The following is a 25,800-nucleotide window of genomic DNA, read 5'->3' as shown; positions in this document are numbered from 1 at the left end:
GAGATGTGGGAGAAATCAAGCATCCCCTATACCGTACGCAAGAAACGCAAAGCTTTTTTCAATAATATTGAAAGCCAAAAATCGGGGAATGTTTAGCTTGCGAAAAAGGGCTGATTTCGACAGCCTACTGTCACCCCTATTTTTTAACGTGTTGAGGACGGTATTCTTATCGATTTTTAGCTCCGTCTCGTATCACGAATGCCGCTGCGATTGATTGCCGTCTCTATCGATTGTTTCAGAATGAAATAAGAGAGAGGTTCAAGACCTTGAACCTCTGTTTCTCGCTAAAATAAACCGGTGATTTTGCCGTTATCATCAATATCAATTCTTTCCGCAGCAGGCACTTTGGGCAAGCCGGGCATGGTCATCATATCTCCCGCAATCGCTACAATAAAGCCGGCGCCGTTTGCCAGACGAACATCGCTGATTTCAACGACATGGCCTGAAGGCGCGCCTTTGGCATTCGGGTTGGTTGAAAAGGACATTTGGGTTTTTGCCATGCAAATGGGGAACTTGCCGTAATCCGCATTCCATACCGCCAGTTGTGCTTTCACTTTAGGGCTTGCGGTGACACTGCCTGCGCCGTACAACTTGGTGGCAATGGCTTCGATTTTTTCCCAGAGACTCAGGTCCTCGTCGTAGACGTAGTTAAATCCAGGTTCGCGGTGATCAACAATGTCGCTGACTACGCCGGCCAGTTCTTCAGCACCGGCACCGCCTTCCGCCCAATGTTTGGAAACTATGCATTTTGCGCCCAAGGTTTCGCATTTTTGTTGTAGCAAGGCGATTTCTGCGTCGGTATCAAAAGTGAAATGATTAACACAGACCACACAAGGCAGGCCGTAATGGTGGGTGATGTTATGGTAATGACGTTCAAGGTTTTCAAAGCCTTGCTCCAGTGCCGTCAGATTCTCCTGATTTAACGCCTCTTTAACCACGCCGCCGTGGAATTTAAGCGCCCTGACCGTAGCAACCAGCACCACAGACGATGGTTTCAGGCCTGACATACGGCATTTAATATCGATAAATTTTTCAGCGCCCAAATCAGCCCCGAAACCCGCTTCGGTCACCACATAATCGGCCAGTTTCAGCGCGGTTTTGGTCGCGGTTACGGTGTTGCAGCCGTGGGCGATATTGGCGAACGGCCCGCCGTGGATAATCGCGATATTGTTTTCCAGCGTTTGCACCAGATTGGGTTTTATCGCATCTTTTAACAAGGCCGCCATCGAGCCTTGTGCATTCAGGTCGCGGGCGTAAACCGGCGTTACCTTGTCGGATTTATAGCCGATCACGATACGTCCGAGGCGTTCTTTAAGATCCGCACGGCTGGTCGCCAGACATAAAATTGCCATGACTTCGGAAGCGACCACGATGTCGTAGCCGTCCTCGCGCAAGTAGCCGTTGGCCGGGCCGCCCATGCCGACCACGATGTTACGAAGCGCCCGGTCGTTCATGTCGACGACGCGTTTCCATTGGATGCGCCGCGGGTCGATGTCCAGATCGTTGCCGTGATTGATATGGTTGTCGATCAACGCCGACAGCAGGTTGTGCGCCACGCCGATCGCGTGAAAATCGCCGGTAAAATGCAGGTTGATGTCTTCCATCGGCACAACCTGCGAGTAACCGCCGCCCGCCGCGCCGCCTTTTACGCCGAAGCACGGTCCTAATGAAGGCTCGCGCAGGCACATCATGGTTTTTTTGCCGATGCGGTTCATCGCATCGCCCAAGCCCACCGTAGTAGTGGTTTTGCCTTCACCGGCCGGAGTAGGGCTGATTGCGGTAACCAATATCAGTTTGCCGTCTTCTTTATCGGACAGGCTGTTGACATACTCAAGAGACATCTTGGCTTTGTAATGACCGTAAGGGTCAAGATGTTCGGCATCGATGCCGTATTGTTCTTTCACCAAACCGATGATCGGTTTCATGTTGGCTTGTTGGGCGATTTCTATGTCTGACATTGTTTGTTTTTAAAAAAAGAGTTGGTTGAATGGGTATTTGTAGGATGATTTTCTACGCTGGAATAGTAAAAATTAATGGATTAAATAATCACAAAAGCCTGAATAGTGCTTACGGTGAGTTTAGCCTGTTTTTTTCTTAACATCTCAACTTGCAATTGCTGAACTTCAGGCCCGGTTCTTGGTACTCTTGATGCGACAATGTGACATGTCTTTTTAATCTCGCGATGTTCAGCAATGAATCTGTCGATAGTGGCAACTAATTGCTCGTAGGCTTCTTGTATGTGACGGCCTTTCAATTCTAAATAAATTACACTGCTAATTTTATCAGAAGCAGCGTTGTCAATAATTTCAAACATATAATCGCAACGCTTGCTTGAATCAACAATCAAACAGCCATCGACTTTGATTTTCCTTACCGCTTTTCCTGATGGATTTTTTATCGTCAGCTTTCTGTTGTGTTCATTGGCTGTTATCAATTTGTTGGTTGTTTGAGTTGTGCAATTGCCATAATCCATTATTCAGCACCGTACAAAATTTCAGTAGCCACGCTAAACGCCGCATCGAATTCATCCGAGACTGCATCAAGCAGATTTGCGCCGATCAGACGGTTTTCCATATCAATGATGGACTCCAGTTTTCCCTTATTTAATGTATAAGCAGACACATCTTCTAATCGAATCAGCTCATCAGTGGGCAGGACTTTTGCGAGTTTTTTCAGCTTGTTTTTATCGCCATTGGCTTTGTTGCAGGCATCTTGTCCAACAACTAAATTATTAATAGCCGTTAATATATAAGGGCTATGAGTGGTAATAAAAAATGAATGTCCAAAAGTGTTATATATTGTGGCAATCAGGCTGATAATTTGCTTTTGCGATACGGGAAATAGATGGGCTTCGGGTTCTTCTATGAAAAAAGATATTTTGTTTCCAAACACCAACGGCCAAATTTTCAGAATCAAAAGCATGGGCAAAGATTCTTGCTGACCTGAAGAGGCATTAGCCAAATTAGTCCGCTTACCTTCGTTTAAAACCCAGTCCTGTTCTTCTGCGTAAACGTATTCGCCAACCACTATATCGTTAATGAGTTTATCTATTTTTTTTCTAAAAGCATCATTAGCTTTATCATGACGAAGAAAACCAATTTGATCAATTTCATGAAAACGCTTCATTTGTTCTAAGCGAGAGCCAAACTCTTTAATAAATGTATCTATATCAATATCGTTTACGAGGAATGAAAAAACATTTTTTTGTAGGGTGGCAAAAAAAGATCGACCTGCTGGAATAAAAATAGATTCTTTAAACATGTTACTAAATGTGGAATTATCTATTTTTTCAGAAACTGTGTCATGGAAGATAAACTCTCTTCTTGTTGGTGTTTTTTTGTTGATTTCCTGTTCTATCTCTGCACTAAATCTATCTAAAGCAAGTTTGTAACTATTTTTTAATTCTTTATGGAAATCAGCCAAGTCTTTACAATAATTAAACTTCAATGTGTATTTATTGCCTGCTTTGGTTCTTATAATCGATGCCTCAACATCTCCATTTTTATAAACAATAGAAAACTCCTGGTTCACCCACGAATAGCGGGGGAAAATCTGCTCAAACTGGGCTAAACATTTCTTATCAATTTCCCGTTTGGTTGCAAATTTTTGGATGGATTGGTAAAAAGCATCCGAAAAATTTTTTTTAAAAAAATAAACCAACTTGGCAATAACGCTTTTACCCTGAGCTTGCGCACCGATTAAGATATTTATTTTTCGTATCTCAAAATCTGCGTGGTCTATGGTTAAAAAACCATTAATTTCGATGCGTTCCATTAATCTTTCCTAAAAACGATATGCCGAAATGTCGGGCAACGAAAAGCAGTCGCCTCGGCAATTGCTCCTGCATTGCTCTACCTCCTGCATCCGTGCAGTCGTAAAGCGCCTACTTTTGGTGCCCGACCTACCCAACTCAGCTATAAACCGGAAACCGCGCACAAAGATTGCTGACCTTGTCACGTACCGTTGCAATGACGTTTTCGTCGTCCATATTCTCCATCACATCGCACATCATATGGGCAATATCAATCATTTCCGCTTCCTTGAAGCCGCGGGTGGTCGGCGCAGGCGTGCCGACACGGATGCCGCTGGTCACAAACGGCGATTGCGGATCGTTAGGCACGGCGTTTTTGTTGACGGTGATATGCGCTTTGCCTAAGGCCGCATCGGCCGCCTTGCCGGTGATGCCTTTGGCGATCAAGGATACCAGCATCAAATGATCGTCGGTGCCGCCGGAAACCACGTCGAAACCGCGTTTCATGAATACTGCAGCCATGGCCTGGGCGTTTTTGATAACCTGTTGCTGATAAACGCGAAACTCCGGTTGCATGGCTTCTTTAAAGGCAACGGCTTTGGCTGCAATTACGTGCATTAACGGGCCGCCCTGAATGCCGGGGAAGATGTTGGAGTCGAATTTTTTCTCCAGTTCCGGGTTGCTTTTGCATAAAATCAGGCCGCCGCGCGGGCCGCGCAAGGATTTGTGCGTGGTGCTGGTGACCACGTCGGCAATAGGCACGGGATTCGGATATAAACCTGCGGCAACTAGACCGGCGACATGCGCCATGTCGACAAACAGGTAAGCGCCGACTTTATCGGCGATGTCGCGGAAGCGTTGCCAGTCCCAGATGCGCGAGTAGGCGGAAAAACCGGCAACCAGTACTTTGGGTCTGTGTTCCAGCGCCAGCGCTTCAACTTGTTCATAGTTGATTTCACCGGTTTCAGGGTGCAGGCCGTATTGAACGGCGTGGTAGATTTTGCCGGAGAAGTTAGGCTTAGCGCCGTGGGTTAAATGGCCGCCATCGGCAAGGCTCAGGCCCAGGATGGTGTCGCCCGGTTGTATCAAGGCCATGAATACCGCCATATTGGCTTGTGAGCCGGAATGCGGTTGGACGTTGGCGTAATCGGCTCCGAATAAGGCTTTGGCGCGGTCGATGGCTAATTGCTCGGCTTTATCGACAAACTCGCAGCCACCGTAGTAACGTTTGCCGGGATAGCCTTCGGCATATTTGTTGGTTAACTGCGAGCCTTGCGCTTCCATGACCCGCGGGCTGCAATAGTTTTCGGAAGCGATCAGTTCGATGTGATCTTCCTGGCGTTGACGCTCTTCTTCGAGGGCCTGGAATAATTCATCATCGAAGCCTTTGATAGTCATTGATTTTTTAAACATGGTGTTCTCCTGGATTAATATTTTTTGTTTAAGGTGCAGGCTGGATCAGCAGTATTTGCAGATCGGCGACATTGGTGCCTGTCGCGCCGGTATTCACTAGGTCGCCAGACGCTTTTAACGCGGTATATGAGTCATTATTTTCAAGCAACTCGATTGGGTTTACGCCTGCTTGAACCATGCGTTTTATCGTGTTTCGGTCAACGATGCCGCCTGCCGCATCGGTGGGGCCGTCGCGTCCGTCGGTGCCGCCGCTAAGGAATGTCCAGTTGCCGGTTAGGCCTTGTTGTTCTGCGGCAAGCGCAAAAGCCAGCGCCATTTCCTGATTGCGACCGCCGCGTCCATTTCCTTTTAGTGTAACCGTGGTTTCGCCGCCCGCCAGCAGGGCCATGGGTTGGTTTTGTAAGGTGATTTCTCCTAAGGCGCCTGCTTTTTGTAGTCGCCCTTCAACACACTGGGCGACTAAAGTCGCCCCTACAGTCCTGGCCTCGCCGCATAAATGATCGCTGTACAGTTTTGTCTTGTAGCCCAGATTCTGCGCCGCATGCAGCATTGCGTTGACGCTGATGCTGTTGCTGCCGATCAGGGTATGTCCGGTATTTTTAAAGACATCATCGCCCGGCTTGGGTGTTTCTTCAATATTGCCCAGCTTACCCTGTTCCAGATGCTGACGGACATTGATCGGCACTTGCTCCCAAACGCCTTGGGTCTTAAAAACTTCGATCGCATCGGCGTAAGTGGTATTGTCGGCAACGGTGGGGCCGCTGGCAATGGAACTTAAATCGTCGCCCAAGACGTCGGATAAAATGAGCGCATGCAGATGGACAGGCGCAGCCATTCGGGCCAAGCCGCCGCCTTTTAGTCGCGACAAATGTTTGCGTACACGGTTAATCTGGTTGATGGTTGCGCCAGAGGTCAGCAGCAAATCGGTGGCGGCAATCTTTTCCGCTAAGGTAATCTGTCCGGCAGGGTAGGGAATCAGCGCCGAACCTCCGCCGCTGACCAGTACCAGCACCAGTTCATTTGCTTTAGCATTACGCACCCGATCCGCAATGAGTTGCGCAGCGTTAAGACCGGCGGCATCGGGTAAGGGATGTCCCGCACCGAATACGTCGATATTATCGATACTTGTTACATTTTCATAATTGGTAACGGCTATGCCTCTGCCCGCCATCATTCCGTCAGGAATGATTTCTTGAGCTGCTTTTGCCATTGCGCAGGCGGCCTTGCCGAAAGCGATAAGATGAATTTTTGAATAATTGCCAAGCAGCTCCGGGGCAAGGTAGCGTTTAACAGCCTGATAAGGATCAGCTGCGGTTATGCCTGCCTGAAAAATGCTGATGGCATCTTGTCTTATTAATGCCGGATCGGGTAAATGGCTCATATCAGGTTCTGTCGCTGTTTATGCCATTTCTTTGGCTAGCGCAAAGATATTTTCCGCATCGAAAACCTGTTTGTTGTCTTCAAATAGCTTTGCGATGCAGGCGCGGTGCAAGGCCAGTTTTAGTGAGCCGAAACCGATAGCGCCCCAGATGATTTTGTCGTTGCGCAGGTTGCCTTTGTCCATCACGTCAGTGCCGCCGATGCCAAGAGGTGGAGTGGCGTTGGCATCGGCCATCATTTCGATATGGGTGTTATGCTGCCATTGGTCGGCGGAGAGCAGCTCTACACCAGCGGCGCCGGTAGCAAAAACGATGTTGGCGTGTTCAATGGCCTTGGCTCGAGCCTCGTTATCGAATGCTTCAACAGGGGTCAGATTTACGCCAAAGCGTGCTTTCATGTTATCGCAGGCTTGAACGGCTCGCTCCATTTTACGAGCGGTCAATGACACCTCGGCGCCTTCCATAGCCAGCATCGCCGCCGCGCGTTGTCCTACCGGGCCGGTACCGGCCAGCACCACCGCTTTTTTACCGGCCAGGACGCCGCTGGATGCAAGTTTTGCAATAGCGGCGGCGGCCGTGGTGTTGCTGCCGTTACTATCGAGCATGACCGACACCTGAAAGCCTGGGAAAAAATGTTTTTGCACGGCAACAAATAGTGCTTGACCGGCGATCATGTCGCTGCCGCCGACAAAAATGGCGGTATTTTTTTTGTCCTTGGGCGCACGGGTAAATATCGTGCCTTCTACCAGAGCCGTGATGTTTTCAGGCGTCAATCCTCCATGCCCGATGACATGATCTGCACCGCCATCATAGGCTACAACCGTATCGAAAACTGAAGGGTGAGTGTCCGTATCGAATTGGAATAACAGTTTTTTCATTAACTTGCTCGTGATAGGTTGGTCTGGTATGCGTGAATACGATTATTAAACCGGCTTATTATACTCGATAAATAAAACACTGCCTTATTTAGCCCGCTTCCTGTTTAGACGCCGCCTGCAATCTGATGCGCGTATTTTTTGATATGCTTGCTAGGAGAGGCTTATCTTCGTTATTATCTGTAAAAAAGGAATGATGCTGTGGTTGTCAGGTGCTGTCGGTACACCGCTACGCGGCAATAGGCTAATTGCAATATTTTCCGGCTATCTTGCCAGCTTTATCGAAAAAAAATTATAAAAATCAAAGGAAAAACAGATGAAAACACCCGTTCACATTGCTGTAACAGGCGCCGCAGGCCAAATTAGTTATTCTTTGCTGTTTCGATTGGCTGCTGGCGCGTTGTTAGGCCCAGACCAGCCGGTTGTCTTGCATCTGCTTGAAATACCCCAGGCAATGAGCGCCTTGCAAGGCGTGGTTATGGAGTTAAAGGATTGCGCTTTCCCTTTACTGCATCGCATTGAAGTCACAGACGATCCCAAAGTGGCCTTCAAGAATGTCGATTATGCATTTTTGGTTGGTGCAAGGCCAAGAGGGCCGGGCATGGAACGCAAGGATTTATTGGAGGTGAACGCAGAGATTTTTGCGGTTCAAGGTAAGGCCTTGAATGACGTCGCCAGCAGAAAGATAAAGATCTTGGTGACCGGTAATCCGGCCAACACCAATGCGCTGATTGCGTTGAGCAATGCGCCGGACTTGAAGGCGGAAAATTTTTCTGCCATGTCGAGACTGGATCATAATCGGGCGTTAAGTCAATTGGCGGAGAAATGCGGCGTCTTGCCTGCTGATGTAAAAAACATGACTGTTTGGGGCAATCACTCGGCTACGCAGTATCCTGATATTCATCATGCCAAGGTTAAAGGGCAGGATGCCTTGTCTTTGGTTGATAATAATTGGTACGTCAATGAATTTATTCCTATTGTTCAGCAGCGGGGAACGGAAATTATTAAAGCCAGAGGACAATCCAGCGCCGCATCGGCTGCAAATGCAGCGATAGGTCAGATGAAAACCTGGGCTTTGGGTACCGAGCCAGGCGACTGGGTGAGCATGGGGGTGGTATCGAACGGCAATTACGGCATTGAATCCGGGTTGGTTTATTCTTTTCCGGTAACGGTAGTTAACGGAGAGTTTACTATAGTAAGAGGTCTGGATGTTAACGAGTTTAGCATGCACAGAATGCGGATTAGCGAGGCTGAATTAAAAGAAGAAAGAGATGCGGTTAAGCATTTATTGAGATAAAAGGACTGCTTAGCATCCTATATTGACAAGTACGTTGTCACTTCTAATGGCGTGTAATGGAATGGTGTTGCCGGTTTTTTAGGTTTATTGACAATAGCCCGGTGAGCTGATACTTTGCCTCGCTGGCACTCATCTTAGTGGAGTGCTAAATTTAGTCGCAGAGGTTGGTGTGGGTAATCAGGTTTTAAATGAGCGATCGCTACAGCTATTGAAAGCCTTGGTCGAGCGTTATATTAGCGATGGTCAGCCGGTGGGTTCACGGGCTTTATCAAAAGATTCGGGTTTAAAGTTAAGTCCGGCAACTATTCGCAATGTGATGGCCGATCTGGAAGATCTGGGGCTGTTGCATTCGCCGCATACGTCGGCGGGACGGGTGCCTACGGTTAGCGGTTATCGCTTGTTTGTCGATACCTTGTTGACGGTTAAACCATTGGAATCAAAAGATTTAACCCGATTGTATCAAGGTTTGTCGGGAAGCGATGACAGCAGTGATATGATCGGTGTCGCATCACGTTTGCTGTCAGAATTAACGCAGATGGCCGGAGTGGTGACCCTGCCTAAAAGAGAGCGGGTGTGTTTGCGGCATATCGAGTTTCTGTCTTTATCTAACACCCGTGTGCTGGTCATTTTTGTCACCAATGAACAGGAAGTTCATAACAAAATCATTCATACCGCTAAAGTTTTCAGCCCTGCCGAATTACAGCAGGCAGCCAATTATTTAAATTCAATTTATTCCGGACACAGCCTGGATTCGGTGCGTAAATCTGTCTTAAAAGAGTTGCAGGAAGATCAGGAGCGCATGACAAATCTGTCTGGAACAGATTTGCATTTACCCGAAGGGTGTCGGGCAGGAAAGCCCGGCATGACAAATCTGTCTGGAACAGATTTGCATTTACCCGAAGGGTGTCAGGCAGGAAAGCCCGGCATGAATCACGGTCTGTTGGATGCGGTCAAGATGGCGCAGTTGGCTTTCGATCAGGACAATGACAAAGACAAAGACGATTATGTGCTGACCGGCGAAACCAATTTGATGGGTTTTTCCGAGCTGTCGGATATGGAGCGGCTAAAAAGCCTGTTTGAAGCGCTCAGTCAAAAGCAGGGCGTTATTCATTTGCTGGATCAGTGTATGAAAGCCGATGGCGTGCAAATCTTTATCGGTGAAGAATCCGGTTATCGGGCTTTTGATCATTGCAGTCTGGTGACGTCATCGTATTCGGTTAGTGATCAAGTCGTCGGAGTGCTGGGCGTTATCGGGCCGACGCGTATGGCCTACGAGAAAATCATCCCTTTTGTCGATGTGACGGCAAAATTGTTAGGTGCCGCCTTGAATCCAAAATCAACGGCCCCACTATAAATATCATCTGTTTTTGTGCCGCGTGGCATAGATATTAATTTTCAATGTTAAGGAGCTATAAATAATGAGTACTGATCAGGAAGCGCCTGAATCTCAGGTTGAAACTGAAAGCGAAACGGTTGCAGAGCCGCATACTGAGTTAACCGAACATGAGCTTACGGTTGACGAGTTAAAGCAGACCCTGGTCCAAGCTGAGCAAAAAGCTCTGGGAAACTGGGACAAAGCGGTTCGTATACAGGCGGAAATGGAAAACCTGAAAAGAAGAACCCAAAAGGATCTGGAAGATGCACACAAATTTGCTTTAACAGGTTTTGCCAAAGAATTATTGTCGGTATTAGACAGTCTGGTGTTGGGCTTGCAGGCTGCAACCGGCGATAGTGAAGAGGTGAAAAAGTTCCGTGAAGGCAGCGAATTAACGATTAAACAGTTTGAATCAGTCTTTGCAAAATTCAAAATTGAAGCGATTGATCCGATCGGTCAGCCGTTTAATGCCGAACAGCATCAGGCTATGGCGATGCAGGTTGTCGAAGGCGCGGAGCCGAATACGGTGGTTAACGTTTTCCAAAAAGGTTATGTCTTGAACGGGCGCTTGCTCCGTCCCGCCATGGTTTTGGTCGCCAAAGCCGCTGAAAAAAAGCCGACGGATAGCCCTAGTATCGATGAACAGGCTTGAAATCAAATAAAGCAGCCTCATATTTGTAACAACTTTTACTTTTTAAATATATTCAAGTCTGGAGAACTCAATGGCTAAAATAATCGGCATAGATTTAGGAACAACAAACTCGTGTGTTGCGGTATTGGAAAACGGCGTAGCAAGAGTGATTGAAAACAGCGAAGGAGCGCGCACTACACCTTCCATTATCGCTTTTACCAGCGACGATGAAGTGTTGGTAGGGCAGTCGGCAAAACGCCAGGCGGTTACCAACCCCAAAAATACTGTATTTGCAATCAAGCGTTTGATCGGCCGTCGGTTCAAGGACGATGTCGTGCAAAAAGACATCAAAATGGTGCCTTATAAAATCGTCGAAGCTGAAAACGGCGATGCCTGGGTTGAAGTTCACGGCAAAAAAATGGCGTCTCCCGAGATTTCAGCGCGTATCTTGATGAAGCTGAAAAAAGATGCTGAAGCCTATTTAGGCGAAGAAGTCACCGAAGCGGTCATTACCGTACCGGCTTATTTTAACGACTCACAACGCCAGGCGACTAAAGACGCTGGTCGTATTGCCGGTCTTGAAGTTAAACGTATTATCAATGAGCCGACTGCATCTGCGTTGGCGTTCGGCATGGATAAGCCTAAAGGCGATACCAAAATTGCGGTGTATGACTTAGGTGGCGGTACCTTTGATATTTCCATTATTGAAATTGCCGAGATAGAAGGCGAGCATCAGTTCGAAGTGTTATCGACCAACGGCGATACTTTCCTGGGCGGTGAAGATTTCGACTCAAGAATCATTGAATTTTTGGCCTCAGAATTCAAAAAAGAAAGCGGCGTTGATGTGCATAACGATCCGCTTGCATTGCAACGTTTAAAAGAAGCGGCGGAAAAAGCCAAGATTGAATTGTCTTCAAGCCAGCAAACGGATGTGAATCTGCCTTACATTACCGCAGATGCCTCAGGCCCCAAGCATTTGAATGTTAAATTGACCAGAGCCAAATTGGAATCGCTGGTTGAAGAGCTGATTAACCGCACTAAAGGCCCTTGTGTAATGGCGCTGAAAGACGCGAAATTATCGGCATCGGATATTAATGACGTGATTTTGGTAGGCGGTCAAACCCGTATGCCGAAAGTGCAGGAAATGGTAAAAGCCATTTTCGGCAAAGAGCCGCGCAAAGACGTTAACCCTGATGAAGCGGTTGCTTTAGGCGCAGCGATCCAGGCGGGCGTTCTGGCGGGCGACGTTAAAGATGTGTTGTTGCTGGATGTTATCCCGTTATCGCTGGGTATCGAGACTATGGGCGGTATCATGACCAAACTGATCGAGAAAAACACCACGATCCCGACCAATGCATCGCAAGTGTTTTCTACGGCGGACGACAATCAAACGGCAGTGACCGTTCATGTATTGCAAGGTGAGCGCGAAAAAGCGGCGGCGAATAAATCGCTGGGACGTTTTGATCTGTCCGATATTCCACCTGCATCGCGCGGTATTCCGCAAATTGAAGTTGCATTCGACATTGATGCCAACGGTATTTTGAACGTGTCGGCCAAAGACAAGGCGACCGGCAAAAAACAATCGATTGTCATTAAAGCCTCTAGCGGTTTATCGGATGACGAAGTTGATCGCATGATTAAAGATGCCGAAGCACATGCCGATGAAGATCGTAAATTGACTGAGTTAGTTCACGCTCGTAACCATGCGGACGGCATGATACATGCGACTGAAAAATCATTGAAAGAATTGGGTGATCAAGTCGGCGCTGATGAAAAAACCAGCATTGAGCATGCGATTGAGGCACTGAAAGCGGCGGTTAAAGGTGATGATAAAGCGGAAATTGAAGACAAAACCAATGACTTAACTGAGTTGTCCGGTAAGCTGGCGGAACGCGTTTACGCACAAAAATCGGCGTCTGAGGGTGAAGCGTCCGGCGCTCACGCTTCTGCAGAACATGCTACGGCGGATGACGGTGTTGTCGACGCCGAGTTTGAGGAAGTTAAAGACGACGATAAGAAGTAAAATGCAAGTTGGGGCGCACCTTACCCCGATGCATTAACTTAAGGCATAAAACCACGAAGAATACGAAGCTCACGAAGAAAAAACTTCGTGTCCCTTCGTGTTCTTTTTGCGGTTTAATCAACATCGATTATTGATTGAACGTGCTGACTTTCCGATATCTATCGAGAGCCTCGCAGCCAATGAGTTTAGCAACGTCTCATCCTCTTCACAGGGTATCCGGGGTAATATCAGACAATGACAATCACCAAAATCCAACAATAGACTATTGAACCATGGCAAAAGAAGATTTTTACAAGCTTCTCGGTGTAGACAGAAACGCCAGTGATGCAGAAATTAAGAAAAGCTATCGCAGCAAGGCGATGAAGTATCATCCGGACAGGAATAAAGATAATACGGCGGCATCTGAGGTCAAGTTTAAGCAGATAAAAGAGGCTTACGAAGTTTTATCGGATCCTAAAAAACGCTCGGCTTATGACCAGTTCGGCCATGCGGGGATTGATCCTTCGATGGGCGGCGGTCGTTCCGGCGGTTTCGGCGGCGGTGAAAGTTTCAGCGATATTTTCGGCGATATTTTTGGCGGCGGAAGACAGCAACAGCAGAGGAGCAACGTTCAGCGCGGCTCGGACCTGCGCTACAACCTGGAATTATCGCTCGAAGAAGCCGTATTCGGCACCGATGCCAAAATCCGTGTGCCGGTGTTGGTTGCCTGTGGCGTGTGCAACGGTTCCGGTGCTAAAAAAGGTTCCAGTCCGGTCATTTGTTCAACTTGCCAAGGTCACGGTCAAGTCAGGATGCAACAGGGTTTCTTTTCGGTTCAACAAACCTGTCCAACCTGCCGCGGTACCGGCAAACAGATAAAAGATCCTTGCGGTTCGTGCCATGGTCAGGGTCGTGTCCAGGAAAATAAAACCCTGTCCGCAAAAATTCCGGCAGGCGTCGACACCGGCGATCGTATACGCCTGGCCGGAGAAGGCGAAGCCGGAGAGTTCGGCGGTCCGGCCGGCGATCTTTATGTTCAGGTTCAGGTAAAGGAACATCAGATTTTCACCCGCGACGGCGCGAATTTATATTGCGAAGTGCCGATCAGTTTTCCTACCGCCTGTTTGGGCGGTGAGCTGGAAGTGCCAACCTTGAATGGCAAAGTGCTGTTAAAAATCCCCGCTGAAACGCAAACCGGTAAATTGTTCAGGTTGCGCGGCAAAGGCGTCAAGCCGGTCAGGGGCGGGCTGGTCGGCGATTTGTTATGCAAGGTACAGATCGAAACGCCTGTGCATCTGACCAAAGAACAAAAAGCCTTGGTTGAGCAGCTCAGCGAATCCTTATCCGGCGGCGGTAAGCACCATAGTCCGCAGGAGTCTTCATGGACCGATGGTGTAAAAAGCTTTTTCGATAAACTAACAGGATAAGTCATGATGCGTATTGCTGTAGTAGGTGCGTCCGGCCGCATGGGGCTTTGCTTGATCAAAGCGGCGGCACTGGCAAAAAATGTCGAGTTGGCCGTTGCCGTGTCCCGTCCCGAGAGTCTTGCGATAGGTAGGGATGCCGGTGAATTGGCAGGCATCAGTGTGGTCGGTATTAAAGTTGTCGATGATTTGGCGTCGGTTGTCGATCAATTCGACGTATTGATCGATTTTACCCGCCCCGATGTCTCAATGGCCTTTATCGAGACTTGCCGCGAGGCCGGAAAAAAGCTGGTCATCGGCACCACCGGTTATAGCGATGCGCAAAAGGCCCTGATCAGCGAAGCGGCTAAAGACGTGGCGATAGTGATGGCGCCCAACATGAGTGTCGGTGTCAATCTGTCGCTTAAATTGCTCGAAATGACCGCCAAAGTCATGGGTGATTATACCGACATTGAAGTGATCGAAGCCCATCACCGGCATAAAGTCGATGCGCCATCCGGCACCGCATTGCGCATGGGTGAAGTGATCGCCGACGCGTTAGGCCGCGATTTGAAAAACTGCGCGATTTACGGCAGGGAAGGCAATACCGGCGAACGCGACAGAAAAACCATCGGTTTTTCAACCATACGCGCCGGGGACATCGTCGGCGAGCATACCGTCATGTTTGCCGACGACGGCGAGCGGGTGGAAATCACCCATAAAGCGACCAGCCGCATGACCTTTGCCAATGGCGCAGTCAGAGCGGCGGTTTGGCTGGCCGATAAGGACAGCGGTTTGTACGACATGCAGGATGTTTTGGGGCTTTCTTGAATGGTGGAGGTAGTACCTTGATGTCCTCTTTTATCAAGTACCCGATAGCGGTTCTTGCGCTGTTTTCCATGGTCATGACGGTGGACGCCAAGAACATCCCGAAAAACCCAACAACAGAGCAGCCACCTGCTGGGGTGTTATTCGATATTCCGAAGCTAGCGGGAAAAACCCAAGCGGAAGTTGAGGCGCTCCTTGGCGAGCCTGTTTTCTGTGCCAAGTCAGAATCAGCGCTGAACTGCTCATTTCAGGAAGATGAAATTGAAATTGTATTCATTGACGGAAAAGCAGACTGGATTACCGTAAACGGGGCGTTCCGCAGTCCCACCTACAGTCAGAAGGTTGAAGGAAAAACCAAAGCCGAGGCATTAGCGTTACTTGGCGATCCCGATTTCTGCGTCAAGGCAAAATCCGCCTTGTACTGTTCATTCAAGGACGGTGATGTCAGCGGCAGCGTTGAATTTATCGACGGAAAGGTCAGTGAAGCTACCGTAAAAGGAAGTCTGGGTAATGCGCCTTACAGCAAAGAGACTTTGGCAATGCTTGGACTCCCTGTAAAGGATGCGACCTTTAGTAATGAACATGTGATGCGCTGGGAGAATATTCCAGGGCTGCTGAGCGTCATGTTGCATTCGGAAGGCAAAACCGTGTCTCTTGCGACCATAAAGGTGAAAACCAGGTAAGGTCGTAATTTGTAGAGTGGTTTCGTAACGCAAGCCGAATCAACCACAACACCGATTACAGCCTGCCCGACGCGCGGTGGATTGTCATGCTGCGAATCTACCCTACAGGGCTTAATTATTATCCAGGCGCTTTACAATCCCAATGCCTAATAATAAAACCAACGTCCCCCACAATAAACCCGGCACCAGCCAGAATCCCTTTTGGTAGAAGGTGGCTGGCGGGTTTTTCAGATAAGGCACGTCGTATAAGCCAGTCCAAGCTTGATGTATCGGCGAGCGTTCCAGGATTTCTCCGGATGCCAGCGATACCGTGGAAATACCGGTATTGGTGACACGTAATACCGGACGACGAAATTCTACGCCGCGAGCCAAGGTCATGTACATGTGCTGGTAGGGTTCCTGCCAGGTGCCGTACCAGGAATCATTGGTGACATTGACGATGAACTGTGCGCCAAGTTCAGCCAGTGAGCGAGTGAATCCGGGGAACAGGCTTTCGTAGCATATTTGTGCGCCCATTTTATAGCCGTTCCAGTGCAGTAAATTGGTCGGGCCGTGACCGCGGGCAAAATGCCCTGTGGGCGGCAGCCAGTTGCGGATTTCAGGAAAAAATTGTTCGCCGGGGATGTATTCGCCAAAAGCCAGCAAGATCGATTTGCTGTAATGCGGCGGCACGATCTCGCCATCCTTGTTTAATACAAACAGGGAGTTGGTAATCAGGCGGGATGGTTCATCGACGCTATAAGCGCCGGTAATCAGCGGCAGTTGTCGCTGATGAAGAAACTGCGCCAGCGCTATGGGATAGTTGTCGGCTTTAAATTGCTCGCCCAGCAAGGCCGGAAAGGCGGTTTCAGGCCACAGGGCGAAGTCGATTTTGGCGTCTTGATGGGCTTTGAGTGCGTTATCGGTCAGGGTGATATAGCGGTTGAATATTTCCTTGCCAAAGCCCTGGCCTAACTCTGCGGCCAGTTTTTCTGCGTTGTCGATATAAGCCTGAACTAGCAGGGTTTTAAATAATGCGTCCGGTTGCGGCAGTCTGTTTTTAAGCCACAGGCCACCGATATTCAGTAGCACAAAACCGGTAACGACAGCGGCTAGGATAATCTTGCCGGTGTTTTGTGTGCGCTTTTCCCAGGCAATATAAAGCGGCAGATTGCACAGCAGGGTGGCGGCGCTGAGTCCGCTAAAGCCGATTATTTCCGCCCAATGGTAAACGGGAATGTTTGAACCATACCAGGAGTAGCCGAAGTTCCAGTCGAACAGGGTCAGCGAATAGGCTTCACACAGCGTGGTGATCAGCGCCATCAGTCCCAGCGAGAGCCGCTTTGACCAGTTAAATTTTTGTTGTCCCCAAAACCACAGTACACCGGCCAGCGGCACAAACAAGTGGGCGATCAAACCATAGACCACCATGCCGATGACCGCTACCGGCCAGTCCAGATGGGCAAACTCATGTAACAGGTAAGTGACCCAGTTAAAGCCGATCAGCGTAAACACGAATGAGGTAATCATGCCGCCAATAAGAACGTTTTTTAAGCGGGTTTGCTGACTCCAGAAAATCCACAATGGCACAAAACAGAATAAAGAGGCCCAGGGTGGGAAAGGGATGTAACTGGTACCGATCAGAATGCCGGACAGGATGGGGAGTAGCCAGGGTTTAAGGTTTGCTGGTGTGGGGGTGTTCATGGTGTTGGGGATGTGATGTGATTATACGGTGATTAATATGCTGCCAGAGACGCTCCGCGATTTTGGTAAGGATACACGGGCCGCCTCCGCTCTGGCGTAAGTCTGCGTCCATCGTTACCTATTGAACACGGCCTTATTGCAGCTGGAGTGCAAGCTTTGCTTGCGCTTGCAGGCGAAGCCTGCACTCCAGCTATCTGCAACGTCCTTAAAAAACCTTTACCCTGGTTTCTTGTCCCTTGTCTGGGGATTTTGGCATCAGCGGAACATGGGAGAATAACGATGAACGACGGTGCGTCCACAAATCAACTCCCGTGAATCTCCGCATGTAACGCACGGTATTCGTCAGTCAATTTATGATTGGGCACATAATGCACCAGCGGTTTTGATTCTGAGTGCGATTCCCTGACCTTGACCGATGGCGAGATCATTGCAGCCAGTACCGGCAGTCCTTCGGCAATAAGTTCCTCGACTAATTGACGGGGCAGGTTAGCCTGTCGTTGAAACTGGTTGACGATGATACCTTCAATCTCAAGATTTTGATTATGGTCGGCTTTAATCTCTGCCACTACCTGCATCAGCGAATACAGGGCATCCCGGGCGAAGGTGTCGCAATCGAAAGGGATTAAGCATTTGTCGGCCGCGATTAAGGCGGACTGGCTGTAAAAGTTCAGGATAGGCGGGGTATCCATATAGATAGCATCGAAGCCCTCCAATTTTTCCAGCGCTTCTTTTAATTTAAAGATTTTCATCCGTGACTCCAAACGACCTTGCAACGGCTCAAGTTCGGGGTGGGATGGAATCACAAACAGGTTGGGGAATGGCGTCTCATGGATAGCGCTTTCAAGACCGGAACCTGATGAGCCGCCGCCAAACAGGGACAGACTCAGGCAATCTTTAAAGAAGTGGGCAATCGTTTTATCGCTATCGCTGATTTTATTGCCGAGCAGGTATTGTGTTGAATTGCCCTGGACATCGAGATCGATCACTAAGGTACGCTTGCCTTCAACAGCACTGATGGCGGCTAAATTGCACGTAATAGTAGATTTGCCGACGCCGCCTTTCTGGTTGAAAATGACTCTGCGCATGTTATCCCCATTAAATCAAATAGTTAAAGTTCACATTATAAGGCTTAGGCCGCTAATATCAAATACGGATAAAGGTTTTGCCATGGCATTGCGGGCATTCAGGGATTTCACTGGGTGTTTTAAACGCAATTTCCTTGCCGCAGTCGTCACAGACAAAAGTGCCCGGTATGGTAATGTCGCCGCTGTGATAAGTGTGTGCTTTTGCTAATTGTTCAAGTTTTGCCAGTTCCAGGCGGGTTTTATCGGCAAGGCTTAAAAAAGCATCCAGAGCGAAGTTTTCAATCAATTCAATATCGAATTTAAACCACTCGGACAACGATTCCTTATCTTCCTCGGTTGATAAACCCTGAGCCGCATGTTCAATATCGCGTTTAACAAACTCTGAAACCTTGTCCAGTTCATCGCTGGTCAAGTTGCTGTCTTTGCGAGTTTTTTCTTTTGATATTTCCAGCGCTTCGGCAAAAGAATGCAGCGTATCTTCCATGGTTTCATGGAGATGCTTCATAAAATCGGTATAGGCGGCGACTAGTTTGTTTTTATTCATAAGATTCAACTCCTGAAAATGGCGCTTTAGATTTAAGTAACTGTACGGTATTCTAACGCTTTTGACTGGTAAAAGACGAGAAGGATGCAAGAAAATTATAAGCCGTTGGCAATCGAGCAAGAAGTACAGGCCGCCTGGGAAGCTTCAGGCGTGTTTAATGTGTCGGAATCCTCGACACAAGCTAAGTATTATTGTTTGGCGATGTTCCCTTATCCCAGCGGTAAATTACACATGGGACATGTTCGTAATTACACCATTGGCGACGTTATCAGCCGCTATCAGCGTATGTTGGGCAAAAATGTTATGCAGCCTATGGGTTGGGACGCATTCGGTCTGCCGGCAGAAAATGCCGCGATGCAGCACGGTGTGCATCCTGCCGACTGGACTTACAGCAACATCGACTATATGCGCGACCAGCTCAAACGGCTGGGTTTCGGTTATGACTGGAAGCGCGAATTAGCCACTTGCGATCCGCAATATTATAAGTGGGAGCAATGGTTTTTCCTGAAGTTGTTGAACAAAGGTCTGGTTTATAAAAAAACCGCACCGGTTAACTGGTGTCCGCATGATAAAACCGTTCTGGCTAACGAGCAAGTCATCGACGGCTGCTGCTGGCGTTGCGATACCCCGGTAGAGCGCAAAGAAATTGCCCAATGGTTTTTAAGAATCACCGCCTATGCGGATGAATTGCTCAGCTCCCTGGAAGCATTGGATGGCTGGCCGGAACAGGTCAAAACCATGCAGGTTAACTGGATAGGTCGCTCTGAAGGCGTGGAGATGAATTTCTCGGTGCCTGATTCTGAGCCTGTCAGCATCTACACCACGCGTCCCGATACGCTGATGGGGGTGACCTACCTTGCCGTGGCGGCGGAACATCCGCTGGCGCTAAAAGCCGCGAAAACCAATGCCGAGATCAGCGCATTCATAGCCGATTGCAAGATGATGGAAACCTCGGAAGCGGCCATGGAAACCATGGAAAAACGCGGGATCGACTCCGGTATTAAAGCGCTGCATCCGATCACCGGTGAACCCGTTCCGGTATGGATTACCAATTTCGTGTTGATGGGTTACGGCACAGGCGCTGTGATGTCCGTGCCTATGCATGATGAACGGGATTGGGATCTCGCTGTAAGGTATAAGTTACCAATCAAGAGAGTAGTTATCAGCGAACAGTTAATGTCTGATTGGAAAAAAGCAATTGCTGCTTTAGAAAATGCAGGCATTTATACTTATAGTGAAATGACACCTATCGAGTTTTTTGAAGTCATTGAAAATCATTTAATTGACCCACCAACTAGAGAGGCTGAAATAGCATTCAGTTTTTTACGTCAGCAGCTAGACCATGAAAGTCCATTTGTAAAAAAAGGGATATTAATTAATTCCGGCGCGTTTGACGGATTGACTTCGGAACAGGCTTTTGTTGCTATCGCAGAAACCTTAGAAAAAGACAACAAAGGTCAACGGAAAACCAATTTCCGCCTACGCGACTGGGGCGTTTCCCGTCAGCGTTACTGGGGTGCGCCGATCCCGGTTATTTATTGCGACGACTGCGGTACGGTTCCTGTTCCTGAACAAGACCTGCCGGTGGAACTGCCTAAAGATGTGGTGCTGGACGGCTCGCAATCGCCGCTGGTCGGGCATCCGACTTTCTCCCATGTGGCTTGCCCGTCATGCGGCAAAGCTGCGCACCGGGAAACCGACACCTTCGATACCTTTATGGAATCGTCCTGGTATTTCGCGCGCTTTGCCGGTAATAACCCGGATTCTATGCTGGATGAAAGCGCCAAATACTGGTTGCCGGTCGATCATTATATCGGCGGTATCGAGCATGCTATTTTGCATTTGTTGTATGCGCGGTTTTATACCAAATTATTGCGCGATGAAGGCTTGCTGGTTTGTGACGAGCCGTTTAAAAAATTGTTGACCCAAGGTATGGTGCTGAAAGACGGCAGCAAAATGTCCAAATCCAAGGGCAATACTGTCGATCCGCAAGGCCTGATTGATCAATACGGCGCCGATACCGTACGGCTGTTTATCATGTTTGCAGCTCCCCCGGAGCAATCGCTGGAATGGTCAGACAGTGGCGTAGAGGGCGCATTCAGATTCCTGAAGCGACTCTGGAAACAGGCTTATCAGCATAGTGAGACCGGTGGTTCTACGGTGCCGCTCGATAAACAGGCATTAACCGAACAGCAGCAGGCAGTACGCCGAGCACTGCACCTGACTATCCAGAAAGTGACCGATGATTTTGGCAGACGCTATACCTTCAATACCGTTATTGCCGCAAATATGGAACTGATCAACACCTTGGCCAAATTTGTCGATGACTCCGATAATGCCAAGGCGATCCGGCAGGAAGCGTTGGAAGCCATTGTGTTGATGTTGTCGCCGATCGTGCCGCATATCTGCCACCAACTGTGGCTGGATTTGGGGCATCAGCAAGCCGTAGTTAGTGCATCATGGCCGGAAGTTGATACCACGGCTTTGGAGCAGGACACTTTGGAGCTGGTGCTGCAGGTTAACGGTAAATTGCGCAGCAAGATCAAGGTTCCGGTCGCCGCGACTAAAGATGAATTAGAGGCAATGGCGCTGAATGACGAACATGTTAAGCGCTTTATTGAAGACAAGCCGGTTAGGAAGGTGATAGTAGTGCCTAATAAATTGGTCAATATTGTTGTTTAGGCGAAAGGCGAAGGGCGAAAAAACCTAAACTTCAGGTTCCGTCGCCTTTAGCCTTGAATCTTGTTCTATTCATCCGCCGACCTCTAGCCGTCGGTGGTTGTCACTCGATGGATGAGGTCGGGTGTGGATTGAAATATTTAAGGGGAAACCAGTGTTAACAAAAAAAGCAGTCGTTTTAGGTTTAGCTTTGTTATTGACCGCTTGCGGCTACCATTTGCGGGGCGCTTTTCAATTGCCTGAAAACATGAAAAATGTTTATGTAGAGGGCGGGTCCGAGCCGTTACTTGAGCAATTTAGGCAGGTCATGAAGTCATCTTCCGGGCAGCTTGCCAGTTCTCGGCAGGGGGCGGGCATTGTGATCAAAATATTTAACGAAGATTTTAATCGGCGCGTCTTATCGCTGAGTACCCGAGGCAAGTCTAACGAGTTTGAACTTGGGTATCGCCTGGACTATGAATTGGTCAATGCCGACAATGGGCTGTTGATGGCGCGGCAGACGGTTGACATCAGACGTGATTATTACAATGATCAGCAATTTATGATTGCCAAAGATAATGAAGAAGCCATGATACGTAATGAAATGTATCGGCAGGTAGTCAATACCATCGTTAATCGTGCCAGAGTCATATTAGAGGCAGGCGCAAAATAATATGCGGCTCAAGCCTGAACAGATAGCGGCAGCTTTGCAAAAGGGCTTGTCGCCGATTTATTTTATTAGCGGCGATGAGCCTTTGCAGCTGGGCGAGATAGCCGATGCGGTCAGGGCGGCGGCACGAAAAGCAGGTTACGACACCCGCGAGGTTCTGGTTGCGGATACCGGGTTTTTATGGAATGACTTAACCGAGTCGGCAGGTTCTTTATCCATTTTTGCCGATAAGAAAATTATTGATTTAAGGCTGCTCACCGGTACGCCGGGTGCCGAGGGTTCTAAGGCTTTAATCGCTTATTGTGAACGCCTGCCGGAAGATACGCTGCTGCTGATCACTGCCGCAAAGATGGCCGGTGCCTCATTAAAATCGCGCTGGTTTCAGGCCTTGGATAAGGCCGGGTGTGTTATTCAGGTCTGGCCGTTAGAAGGCCAGGACTTGATGCGCTGGTTGCAACAAAGAATGCAGCGGCGCGGGTTACAGGCTGAAGCAGAAAGCATCAGGATGCTGGCTTCCAGAATTGAAGGCAATCTGTTGGCGGCTGCTCAGGAAATAGAAAAGCTTTATGTGTTATACGGTGAAGGATACATCAGCAAACAGCAAATTTTTGACGTGGTGGCTGACAGCTCCAGATTCGATGTGTTCAAGCTGATGGACAGCGTACTGGCAGCCAAAGCCGGGCGGATCTTAAAGATATTGTCCGGCTTGCAGGCGGAAGGCGTTGCGGCTCCGGTGGTATTGTGGGCCTTGACGCGGGAAGCTCGGGTATTAATCAGGATTAAGCGGGCGTTATCTTCCGGGCAAAATAAAGCGCAGGTCTTTAAAAACAGCCAAATCTGGGACAAGCGTCAGCAACTGGTTAGTGATGCGTTGAGCAGGTTGGGTGAACGTGATCTCAACAGCATATTGCTGTTGAGTGCAAAGGCGGATCGGCAGATTAAAGGTCAGCAGCAAGGAGAGCCCTGGGAAACGCTGCTAGCCGTTTGTCTGATGTTTGCGTTAAAGGCTAAAGGCTAAAGGCTAAAGGCTAAAGGCTAAAGGCTAAAGGCTAAAGGCTAAAGGCTAAAGGCTAAAGGCTAAAGGCTAAAGGCGATGGAACTTGAAGTTTAGTTTTTTTCGCCTTTCGTCTTTATTAATCTATGGCAAATACAGTTTAAATCGGGCACCGCCAAGCTGACTATGGTTGTCGGTTGCAATAAATCCCCGATTACTGCCTTTGACATGTAAGTGTGCAATGGTCTCGGTAAAAAACAATCCCAAGCCGGTGTTGCCATTAGCCAGGTCAATCCGGGGGAGTTGTTTATGATCGGAAGGCATCAGGTTTTCAGGATAACCCTTGCCATCATCTTCTATGCAAAAAACAATATAATCATCTTCCTGGCTTACAGAAAGCAGAATTTTACTTTTGCAATAGCGTTGTGCATTATTGACCAGCGTACAGAGGGCGTTACTGATCAGGGTGTTGTCGCAATAACAAAGCAGGTCGTCATCGCATTGGGTAATGAGTTGAATGTTGCCTAAGGATAATAAGGTAGATTGCTGTGCGGCAACATCCTCCACTATGTCTGCGGCGCTATGCTCGTCTATAGTCAGATTAAATTGGGACAAGTCAATTTTATAAAGCGTCAGTAACTGCATGAGGCTATTGTTCATGCGATTGGTTTCAAATTCTAATTGCTTAAATTCAGTAGGCTTTGGATCCTGGTGGGTATTTTCCAGCTGACCGATCAGTACCCGAAGAGTCGTCAGTGAATTCTTTAGATCATGTACTGAAGAGGCCAGAATGGCGGGAAAACCGATTGCAAGCATAGACGTATTAGACATTTTGGCGGGTTATGGATGGGTTCTATATTGAATGGAATCCAGCTCTGTCTGAAGGCCGCTGATTTGATTGTGAGGTATGCCTACTTGAATGGCCTTGTTGATATAGGACTGGGCGCTGATGATTTTTTCAGGATCAGGTTTAGAGGTCTTAAGATCATGAATAATGATTTTTACCATATTTAAAATAATCGTGTGATTATCAGGTATTTTTACTATGGCTTGTTCAAAAATCGCCAGAGCCCCCTTAATGTTACCTTCCTGAAACAGGCGGACACCTTTATTGTTGATGTCGACCAATTCTTTTTTTATCTGCTGAAGCAGAGATTCCGCATAGTTTCCGCCGATAATGGTGTCGCATAGGGTGACGATGTCTTTGATAAAAAGATTATCATCAATGTTGGTTTTAACTAAATCATTAAGGATTTCATCGCAAATCTCGCTGTTCCCGTTCAGATGAAAAGTCTTTGCCATTTCCAGGCGCAATTCTTTGGATAGCTGTTTGTTAAACTGCTCGTTTAGTTTAAATGCTTTTCCGTAGGCTTGCTGAGCCAGAGCCTTATTGCCTTTTGCCTGATGAATTTCGATTTCTAACAGGGTCGACCTCAGTTTAGCTTCAGGGTCATCACGAAACTGCTGATTCAGCTCATACAATATTTTTAGCGCTTCGTTGGCGGCGTTACTTTTCAGGTAAATGTTGGCCAAGCCCGAATAGTCGCCGGATGAACGGTGTATGGAGTTTTTCCCCAGTTTAATGGTGGCTGTGTAAGCTTTTTTTGCAACAGGCAGGTTTTCTGTTTTGTCAGCCAGCAAGGCCAGTTTTTTTTGTCTTAAGATGGACATAGGCGAAAGCGTAACGGCTGAATTAAGTGAAGATACGGCATGCTCATCATTACCCATCAATTCGTAGGTTTTTACCAACCAATCATAAGCCTCCATCATCACCGGATGCTGTTCGATCAGCGCCTGAAAAGTCTTAACAGCTTGATCATAATAGCCGAGAAAAAAAGCGGTAGATCCTAACCCCAGTCTGGCCCAGGGCAGTTCTCTTTCTTCCAGGATATCCTGATAAATGGCCTCGGCCGTCTTAAAGTCGCCAACCTTAAGAGCCAGTTCGGCATGCAGTTTTAATAATGGCAAACGCATTTTTTTATCATTCTGTTGGAGCAGCTGTTTGCAACACTGTATGGCCTGGTAAAGATTGCCGTTGTCCATTTCATTTTCTATGCCGGCCAAATATTGCTTGCGGGCATGGCATCTTTGAATGCGGCTTAATAATTGCTGTGGGTTAAAAGGTTTAATCAGATAGTCATCGGGTTTGTTGTCGATGGCGCTAAGCACCATCTGCTGGCTTTGTTCGCATGTGACCATGATAAAGATGGCATGAACCGGTAACAACTTAAGATATTTGGCCTCTTCAAGAACCTGCTGGCCGTTTTTCCCCCTGAGCAGATTGTAATCGCAGAGCACAATATCAAACCGGTCTATTCGCATAGCCGTTATTGCGCTGATACCGGATTCCGCCTCAACAATAAATCGGGCGCCAAATGAACCTAATATATGTTTAAAGGTTTCGCGCATGATCGCTTGATCGTCAACGACCAATATTTTTTTTGAAGCAAGGTTGATTGCCATAAGGGGTAAACCTTAACCTTATATTTTGGGCTTGAAAAAACCCAATGCGTCCCCACATCGGCGTTA

21 protein-coding genes are annotated in these 25,800 nt (G+C 48.1%); 10 read left to right on the top strand and 11 right to left on the bottom strand.

What is annotated here, in order from left to right; translation table 11 throughout:
• Positions 1 to 284: 284 nt before the first annotated feature.
• The 6 genes from RW114_RS13520 to RW114_RS13495 all read right to left on the bottom strand — a co-directional run bounded on the left by RW114_RS13520 (position 285) and on the right by RW114_RS13495 (position 7,421).
• Positions 285 to 1,958, bottom strand: a complete 1,674-nt coding sequence (locus RW114_RS13520) for a formate--tetrahydrofolate ligase (protein WP_340123283.1) — start codon at positions 1,956 to 1,958, stop codon at positions 285 to 287.
• 80 nt (positions 1,959 to 2,038) lie between these two features.
• Complete coding sequence (locus tag RW114_RS13515; protein ID WP_340123282.1) at positions 2,039 to 2,473, bottom strand: hypothetical protein; 435 nt, start codon at positions 2,471 to 2,473, stop codon at positions 2,039 to 2,041.
• Positions 2,473 to 3,774, bottom strand: coding sequence for an AAA family ATPase (locus RW114_RS13510; RefSeq protein ID WP_340123281.1), 1,302 nt, complete (start codon positions 3,772 to 3,774; stop codon positions 2,473 to 2,475). The genes RW114_RS13515 and RW114_RS13510 overlap by 1 nt, the downstream gene beginning before the upstream one ends.
• Positions 3,775 to 3,910: 136 nt before the next feature.
• The gene (gene glyA, locus RW114_RS13505) at positions 3,911 to 5,164 is read right to left on the bottom strand and encodes a serine hydroxymethyltransferase (RefSeq protein ID WP_340123280.1); all 1,254 of its coding nucleotides are present in this window, start codon (positions 5,162 to 5,164) and stop codon (positions 3,911 to 3,913) included.
• 28 nt (positions 5,165 to 5,192) lie between these two features.
• Positions 5,193 to 6,545, bottom strand: coding sequence for a glycerate kinase type-2 family protein (locus RW114_RS13500; protein WP_340123279.1), 1,353 nt, complete (start codon positions 6,543 to 6,545; stop codon positions 5,193 to 5,195).
• An 18-nt stretch (positions 6,546 to 6,563) separates the two neighbouring features.
• Positions 6,564 to 7,421, bottom strand: coding sequence for an NADP-dependent methylenetetrahydromethanopterin/methylenetetrahydrofolate dehydrogenase (locus RW114_RS13495; RefSeq protein WP_340123278.1), 858 nt, complete (start codon positions 7,419 to 7,421; stop codon positions 6,564 to 6,566).
• 313 nt (positions 7,422 to 7,734) lie between these two features.
• Here RW114_RS13495 and RW114_RS13490 point away from each other — a divergent pair, with 313 nt between their 5' ends.
• The 7 genes from RW114_RS13490 (at position 7,735) to RW114_RS13460 (ending at position 15,637) form a co-directional block, all read left to right on the top strand.
• Positions 7,735 to 8,715, top strand: coding sequence for a malate dehydrogenase (locus tag RW114_RS13490; RefSeq protein WP_340123277.1), 981 nt, complete (start codon positions 7,735 to 7,737; stop codon positions 8,713 to 8,715).
• Positions 8,716 to 8,857: 142 nt separating this feature from the next.
• On the top strand, positions 8,858 to 10,069 hold the full coding sequence (gene hrcA, locus RW114_RS13485; RefSeq protein ID WP_422614811.1) for a heat-inducible transcriptional repressor HrcA: 1,212 nt from the start codon (positions 8,858 to 8,860) through the stop codon (positions 10,067 to 10,069).
• A gap of 64 nt (positions 10,070 to 10,133) precedes the next feature.
• Positions 10,134 to 10,742, top strand: coding sequence for a nucleotide exchange factor GrpE (gene grpE / locus RW114_RS13480; protein WP_340123276.1), 609 nt, complete (start codon positions 10,134 to 10,136; stop codon positions 10,740 to 10,742).
• A gap of 70 nt (positions 10,743 to 10,812) precedes the next feature.
• Positions 10,813 to 12,744, top strand: coding sequence for a molecular chaperone DnaK (gene dnaK / locus RW114_RS13475; protein WP_340123275.1), 1,932 nt, complete (start codon positions 10,813 to 10,815; stop codon positions 12,742 to 12,744).
• A gap of 272 nt (positions 12,745 to 13,016) precedes the next feature.
• Positions 13,017 to 14,150 carry a molecular chaperone DnaJ gene (gene dnaJ, locus RW114_RS13470; protein WP_340123274.1) on the top strand — a complete coding sequence of 378 codons (1,134 nt, stop codon included), beginning with the start codon at positions 13,017 to 13,019 and terminating at the stop codon, positions 14,148 to 14,150.
• A 3-nt stretch (positions 14,151 to 14,153) separates the two neighbouring features.
• A complete protein-coding gene (dapB, locus tag RW114_RS13465) occupies positions 14,154 to 14,957 on the top strand; it encodes a 4-hydroxy-tetrahydrodipicolinate reductase (protein WP_340123273.1) in 804 nt (267 codons plus the stop codon).
• A gap of 17 nt (positions 14,958 to 14,974) precedes the next feature.
• A complete protein-coding gene (locus tag RW114_RS13460) occupies positions 14,975 to 15,637 on the top strand; it encodes a hypothetical protein (RefSeq protein WP_340123272.1) in 663 nt (220 codons plus the stop codon).
• Positions 15,638 to 15,748: 111 nt separating this feature from the next.
• On the opposite strand, the gene lnt is transcribed toward RW114_RS13460, so the two are convergent.
• The 3 genes from lnt to RW114_RS13445 all read right to left on the bottom strand — a co-directional run bounded on the left by lnt (position 15,749) and on the right by RW114_RS13445 (position 18,949).
• A complete protein-coding gene (lnt, locus tag RW114_RS13455; protein ID WP_340123271.1) occupies positions 15,749 to 17,320 on the bottom strand; it encodes an apolipoprotein N-acyltransferase in 1,572 nt (523 codons plus the stop codon).
• A 302-nt stretch (positions 17,321 to 17,622) separates the two neighbouring features.
• Complete coding sequence (locus RW114_RS13450; RefSeq protein WP_340123270.1) at positions 17,623 to 18,405, bottom strand: ParA family protein; 783 nt, start codon at positions 18,403 to 18,405, stop codon at positions 17,623 to 17,625.
• Positions 18,406 to 18,463: 58 nt separating this feature from the next.
• Positions 18,464 to 18,949: a zinc ribbon-containing protein gene (locus RW114_RS13445; protein ID WP_340123269.1), complete on the bottom strand. Its 486-nt coding sequence runs from the start codon at positions 18,947 to 18,949 to the stop codon at positions 18,464 to 18,466.
• A gap of 84 nt (positions 18,950 to 19,033) precedes the next feature.
• Here RW114_RS13445 and leuS point away from each other — a divergent pair, with 84 nt between their 5' ends.
• The 3 genes from leuS (at position 19,034) to holA (ending at position 23,295) form a co-directional block, all read left to right on the top strand.
• Positions 19,034 to 21,631 (top strand): leucine--tRNA ligase, encoded by a 2,598-nt coding sequence (leuS, locus tag RW114_RS13440; RefSeq protein ID WP_340123268.1) that lies wholly within the window; start codon positions 19,034 to 19,036, stop codon positions 21,629 to 21,631.
• Between the two features lie 151 nt (positions 21,632 to 21,782).
• On the top strand, positions 21,783 to 22,280 hold the full coding sequence (locus RW114_RS13435; protein WP_340123267.1) for an LPS-assembly lipoprotein LptE: 498 nt from the start codon (positions 21,783 to 21,785) through the stop codon (positions 22,278 to 22,280).
• Position 22,281: 1 nt separating this feature from the next.
• Positions 22,282 to 23,295 carry a DNA polymerase III subunit delta gene (gene holA, locus RW114_RS13430; RefSeq protein WP_340123266.1) on the top strand — a complete coding sequence of 338 codons (1,014 nt, stop codon included), beginning with the start codon at positions 22,282 to 22,284 and terminating at the stop codon, positions 23,293 to 23,295.
• A 120-nt stretch (positions 23,296 to 23,415) separates the two neighbouring features.
• Here the strand turns inward: holA and RW114_RS13425 are convergent, their stop codons facing one another.
• Positions 23,416 to 24,102, bottom strand: coding sequence for a sensor histidine kinase (locus tag RW114_RS13425; protein ID WP_340123265.1), 687 nt, complete (start codon positions 24,100 to 24,102; stop codon positions 23,416 to 23,418).
• A gap of 9 nt (positions 24,103 to 24,111) precedes the next feature.
• Positions 24,112 to 25,734, bottom strand: coding sequence for a response regulator (locus RW114_RS13420; RefSeq protein WP_340123264.1), 1,623 nt, complete (start codon positions 25,732 to 25,734; stop codon positions 24,112 to 24,114).
• Positions 25,735 to 25,800: the final 66 nt, after the last annotated feature.

This window comes from Methylobacter svalbardensis (genome assembly GCF_037671525.1).
In the GTDB taxonomy this organism is placed as follows: Bacteria; Pseudomonadota; Gammaproteobacteria; order Methylococcales; family Methylomonadaceae; genus Methylobacter_A; species Methylobacter_A svalbardensis.
This window is presented reverse-complemented; position numbering and strand designations above follow the sequence as displayed.

What these genes read in the sequence shown, in the direction of transcription:
- RW114_RS13520 (WP_340123283.1), bottom strand. Translation starts at nt 1,958, where the DNA reads ATGTCAGACATAGAAATCGCCCAACAAGCCAACATGAAACCGATCATC.
- RW114_RS13515 (WP_340123282.1), bottom strand. Translation starts at nt 2,473, where the DNA reads ATGGATTATGGCAATTGCACAACTCAAACAACCAACAAATTGATAACA.
- RW114_RS13510 (WP_340123281.1), bottom strand. Translation starts at nt 3,774, where the DNA reads ATGGAACGCATCGAAATTAATGGTTTTTTAACCATAGACCACGCAGAT.
- glyA (WP_340123280.1), bottom strand. Translation starts at nt 5,164, where the DNA reads ATGTTTAAAAAATCAATGACTATCAAAGGCTTCGATGATGAATTATTC.
- RW114_RS13500 (WP_340123279.1), bottom strand. Translation starts at nt 6,545, where the DNA reads ATGAGCCATTTACCCGATCCGGCATTAATAAGACAAGATGCCATCAGC.
- RW114_RS13495 (WP_340123278.1), bottom strand. Translation starts at nt 7,421, where the DNA reads ATGAAAAAACTGTTATTCCAATTCGATACGGACACTCACCCTTCAGTT.
- RW114_RS13490 (WP_340123277.1), top strand. Translation starts at nt 7,735, where the DNA reads ATGAAAACACCCGTTCACATTGCTGTAACAGGCGCCGCAGGCCAAATT.
- grpE (WP_340123276.1), top strand. Translation starts at nt 10,134, where the DNA reads ATGAGTACTGATCAGGAAGCGCCTGAATCTCAGGTTGAAACTGAAAGC.
- dnaK (WP_340123275.1), top strand. Translation starts at nt 10,813, where the DNA reads ATGGCTAAAATAATCGGCATAGATTTAGGAACAACAAACTCGTGTGTT.
- dnaJ (WP_340123274.1), top strand. Translation starts at nt 13,017, where the DNA reads ATGGCAAAAGAAGATTTTTACAAGCTTCTCGGTGTAGACAGAAACGCC.
- dapB (WP_340123273.1), top strand. Translation starts at nt 14,154, where the DNA reads ATGATGCGTATTGCTGTAGTAGGTGCGTCCGGCCGCATGGGGCTTTGC.
- lnt (WP_340123271.1), bottom strand. Translation starts at nt 17,320, where the DNA reads ATGAACACCCCCACACCAGCAAACCTTAAACCCTGGCTACTCCCCATC.
- RW114_RS13450 (WP_340123270.1), bottom strand. Translation starts at nt 18,405, where the DNA reads ATGCGCAGAGTCATTTTCAACCAGAAAGGCGGCGTCGGCAAATCTACT.
- RW114_RS13445 (WP_340123269.1), bottom strand. Translation starts at nt 18,949, where the DNA reads ATGAATAAAAACAAACTAGTCGCCGCCTATACCGATTTTATGAAGCAT.
- leuS (WP_340123268.1), top strand. Translation starts at nt 19,034, where the DNA reads ATGCAAGAAAATTATAAGCCGTTGGCAATCGAGCAAGAAGTACAGGCC.
- holA (WP_340123266.1), top strand. Translation starts at nt 22,282, where the DNA reads ATGCGGCTCAAGCCTGAACAGATAGCGGCAGCTTTGCAAAAGGGCTTG.
- RW114_RS13425 (WP_340123265.1), bottom strand. Translation starts at nt 24,102, where the DNA reads ATGTCTAATACGTCTATGCTTGCAATCGGTTTTCCCGCCATTCTGGCC.
- RW114_RS13420 (WP_340123264.1), bottom strand. Translation starts at nt 25,734, where the DNA reads ATGGCAATCAACCTTGCTTCAAAAAAAATATTGGTCGTTGACGATCAA.